The sequence below is a fragment of the uncultured Microbacterium sp. genome (assembly GCF_913776565.1).
GTDB lineage: Bacteria > Actinomycetota > Actinomycetes > Actinomycetales > Microbacteriaceae > Microbacterium.
This window is the reverse complement of record NZ_CAJYPF010000243.1, coordinates 1-3,127: the sequence shown is the minus strand read 5'-3', so window position 1 is coordinate 3,127 and position 3,127 is coordinate 1. Positions and strand designations below refer to the sequence as shown.

Genomic DNA, 3,127 nt, shown 5'->3' with positions numbered 1-3,127 from the left:
GCGACACGCTCGTCCCCACGCCGATGCACGCGGGATCAGTCGCCACCCGCCGTTGTCCCACAGGAAGTACGTGGCGACGAACAATCGTCCGCCGTCCTCGCCGATCAGCTTCCACCCGAAGGGGCTCTCGTTCGTCAGGCCGCCGATGGAATCGGTCTCCAGCGCCTCGACCGTCTCGGCCAGGCCGTCCGGGGCGTTCGAGACCCCGGAGATCGCGCCGAGCAGGGTGTGGTCCGCGAAGCCGGCCGCCATCTCGTCCTCCAGGATGCGCGGCGGCTCCCCGAACAGACGGCCCAGGACAACGACGGCGACGAGCAGGACGACGAGAACGGCCAATCGTCGCCGGGAGGGGCGCGAACTCCCCGAAGCCGACGGGACAGCCGTCGGCGTCTTCATCGGTGTCGTCGTGAGCCGCACGTCGGGCCCTACAGCAGTCCCGGAAGCCGCTCGGCGAATGCCCGCAGCACGTCGGTCGTTCCACCGTCGATCTTCACGGCCGCGCGCTGATCGGCGCGCGTGGCTCCGCGGTTGACGATGACGACGGGCAGGCGCTTGCGGCGCGCGCGTTCGACCAGACGGATGCCGCTGTTCACCACCAGTGACGAGCCCGCCACCACCAGGGCGTCGCTGGTGTGCACCAGCTGCTCGGCCTCGCGGAACTTCTCGACCGGGATGTATTCGCCGAAGAACACCACGTCGGGCTTGAGCGTCCCGCCGCACACGGAGCACTCGGGCACGACGAAGCCGTCGGCGGACGCGGGCGTCACGTCGCCGTCGGGCCCGAGCTCGACGTTCTCGGGCAGGCTGATCCACGGATTGTCGGCCTCGACCCGCTCGGCCAGATCACGACGGTCGAACACCTGACCGCACTGCAGGCAGCCCACGCGGCGCATCGTGCCGTGCAGTTCTACGACCCGGCCGCTGCCGGCCCGCACGTGCAGGCCGTCGACGTTCTGCGTCACGACGCCGTTGGCCACCCCCGCGCCCTCGAGCGCGGCGAGCGCGCGATGACCGTCGTTGGGTTCGGCGGCGGCGAAGACCTTCCACCCCAGGTGGCTGCCCACCCAATAGCGTCGGCGGGCGTCGGCGCTGGCCAGGAACTGCTGCGCCGTCATGGGCGTCCGCGTCGGCGCGCCCTTCCCGCGATAGTCGGGGATCCCGGAGTCCGTCGACACGCCCGCGCCGGTCAGGACCGCGACCCGTCGGCCGGCCAGCACCTCGACGGCTCGATCGATGGATGCCGAGAACCCGGCATCCTCCGTCGTGTCGGTCATGCACACCTCCGTCGCAACGAGTCTAGGGCGGGCCGCCGACACCGGCTCACGCCGACCGCGCGGGGCGACGGCGGTCGAGAACGCCCGCGCGCGGCACCACCGGACGAGCCGCGGACCCGCCGATACTGGGGACATGCCCCCCGTTTCGCCCCCCGCCATGCTCGACGTCACCTGCCTCCGTCGCGTGCGGCCGTGGGGCGGCGATCCCGTCGACATCGACATCGCCGACGGCCGCATCGCGGCGATCCGACCCGCCGGCACCGCACCGATCGGCGTGCGCGAGTTCGACGGCCGCGGCCTGCTGGCCCTTCCCGGTCTGATCAACGCCCACGCCCACGTCGACAAGTCCTGGTGGGGCCTGCCGTGGCAGTCGTACGGGGGAGCGGCCGGCGTCGAGGGACGCATCCGCCACGAGCGCGATCAGCGCGAGGCGCTCGGCATCCCCTCGATCGAACGCTCCGCCGCGGTGCTCGAGCAGCTCGTGCTGCACGGCACCACGGCCATCCGCACGCACGTCGATGTCGACACGGGGATCGGCCTGCGCGCGATCGACGCGGTCCAACAGGCCGCGGAGGCCTACGTCGGAGCCCTCGACGTGCAGCTCGTCGCCTTTCCTCAGGACGGCGTCCTGCGCCGCCCGGGCGTCCTCGAGCTGCTGCGCGCGGCCGCGAGTCGTGAGAGCGTCGGCTGGATCGGCGGGCTGGACCCGGCATCCATCGATCGAGACCCCGTCGGACAGATCGACGCCCTCGTGTCGCTGGCCCTCGAGACCGGCGCGGGGATCGACATCCACCTGCACGACCCCGCCGAGCTCGGGGCCTTTCAGATCGAGTTGCTCGTCGACCGCGTGCAGCGGCACGGTCTCGCCGGCCGGGTGAACATCGCGCACGGTTTCGCCGTCGCGCAGCTCGACGCCGTCCGTCGTCGCGACCTGCTCGCCGCGATGGGCGAAGCGGGGGTGTCGATGACCACCGTCGCCCCCCTCGGCGGTGCTCAGCTGCCCCTCGCCGACCTCGACGCCGCCGGGGTCGCGTTCGGGCTCGGTACCGACGGCATCCGGGATCTGTGGAGCCCCTACGGAACGGGCGACATCCTGGGCATCGCGTGGCAGTACGCCCGCGCCGGGGGACTCGTGCGCGACGACGACCTCGACCGCGTGGTGCGGCTGGCCACGAGCGCCGCCGCGTGGGCCGTCGGCCGCGACGTGCACGATCTGATCGAGGGCGCGCGCGCCGACATCGTCCTGATGGATGCCGAGAACCCGATCGACGCGCTCGTCCGACAGCCCGAGCGGGCATTGGTCATCGCCGGGGGCAAAGCACTGCACGTGGCCTGAGCCGGGCGCCGGCGGCGCGGGCCGGGGCGCGGGTGGCGTGAGCCCGGTGCAGATCACGGGCCCCGTGCGTTCGAGCGTCCAGGACACTCCGGGTGGGCGCCGCCCGGTGCGGCGTGTCGTGGGCACTCGACGATCGCGCGGAGCGGTCCCGCACGGCTGGCACGATGGGACGATGCCCGTCATTCCCCTGGACTCCGCCGACGATCCGCGCCTCGCCGACTACCGCCACCTCACCGACGTGTCGCTGCGGCGCGTGTCCGAACCCGCCGGCGGGCTCTACATTGCCGAGTCGGCCAAGGTGCTCGACCGCGCGCTGCGGGCCGGACACCGCCCCCGCTCGGTCCTCGTGCAGGAGAAGTTCCTCGCCGACGCCCTCGCCCTCGTCGGTGAGGATGCCGAGGTCTACGTCGTCGCGGCCGAGATCGCCGAACAGGTGACGGGGTACACCGTGCACCGGGGCCTGCTGGCATCCATGCACCGCCCCGCCCTGGCATCCGTCGCCGACGTCGTCCGCGAC

General features: G+C 72.6%; 3 protein-coding genes and 1 pseudogene. 2 read left to right on the top strand and 2 right to left on the bottom strand.

Annotated elements, in window-relative coordinates:
* Positions 1 to 417: hypothetical protein (locus tag QZ433_RS13530; RefSeq protein ID WP_295784444.1), on the bottom strand; the 417-nt coding region annotated here is incomplete at its 3' end.
* A gap of 8 nt (positions 418 to 425) precedes the next feature.
* Positions 426 to 1,274, bottom strand: a complete 849-nt coding sequence (locus tag QZ433_RS13525; protein ID WP_295784442.1) for a Sir2 family NAD-dependent protein deacetylase — start codon at positions 1,272 to 1,274, stop codon at positions 426 to 428.
* Between the two features lie 133 nt (positions 1,275 to 1,407).
* Between QZ433_RS13525 and QZ433_RS13520 the strand changes: the two genes are divergently transcribed.
* Positions 1,408 to 2,610 (top strand): amidohydrolase family protein, encoded by a 1,203-nt coding sequence (locus QZ433_RS13520; RefSeq protein ID WP_295784441.1) that lies wholly within the window; start codon positions 1,408 to 1,410, stop codon positions 2,608 to 2,610.
* Between the two features lie 172 nt (positions 2,611 to 2,782).
* Positions 2,783 to 3,127 (top strand): annotated as a pseudogene (locus tag QZ433_RS13515) (rRNA methyltransferase); the annotation flags it as partial.

Coding starts and splice junctions, on each gene's coding strand:
- QZ433_RS13520 (WP_295784441.1), top strand. CDS start 1,408: ATGCCCCCCGTTTCGCCCCCCGCCATGCTCGACGTCACCTGCCTCCGT.
- QZ433_RS13525 (WP_295784442.1), bottom strand. CDS start 1,274: ATGACCGACACGACGGAGGATGCCGGGTTCTCGGCATCCATCGATCGA.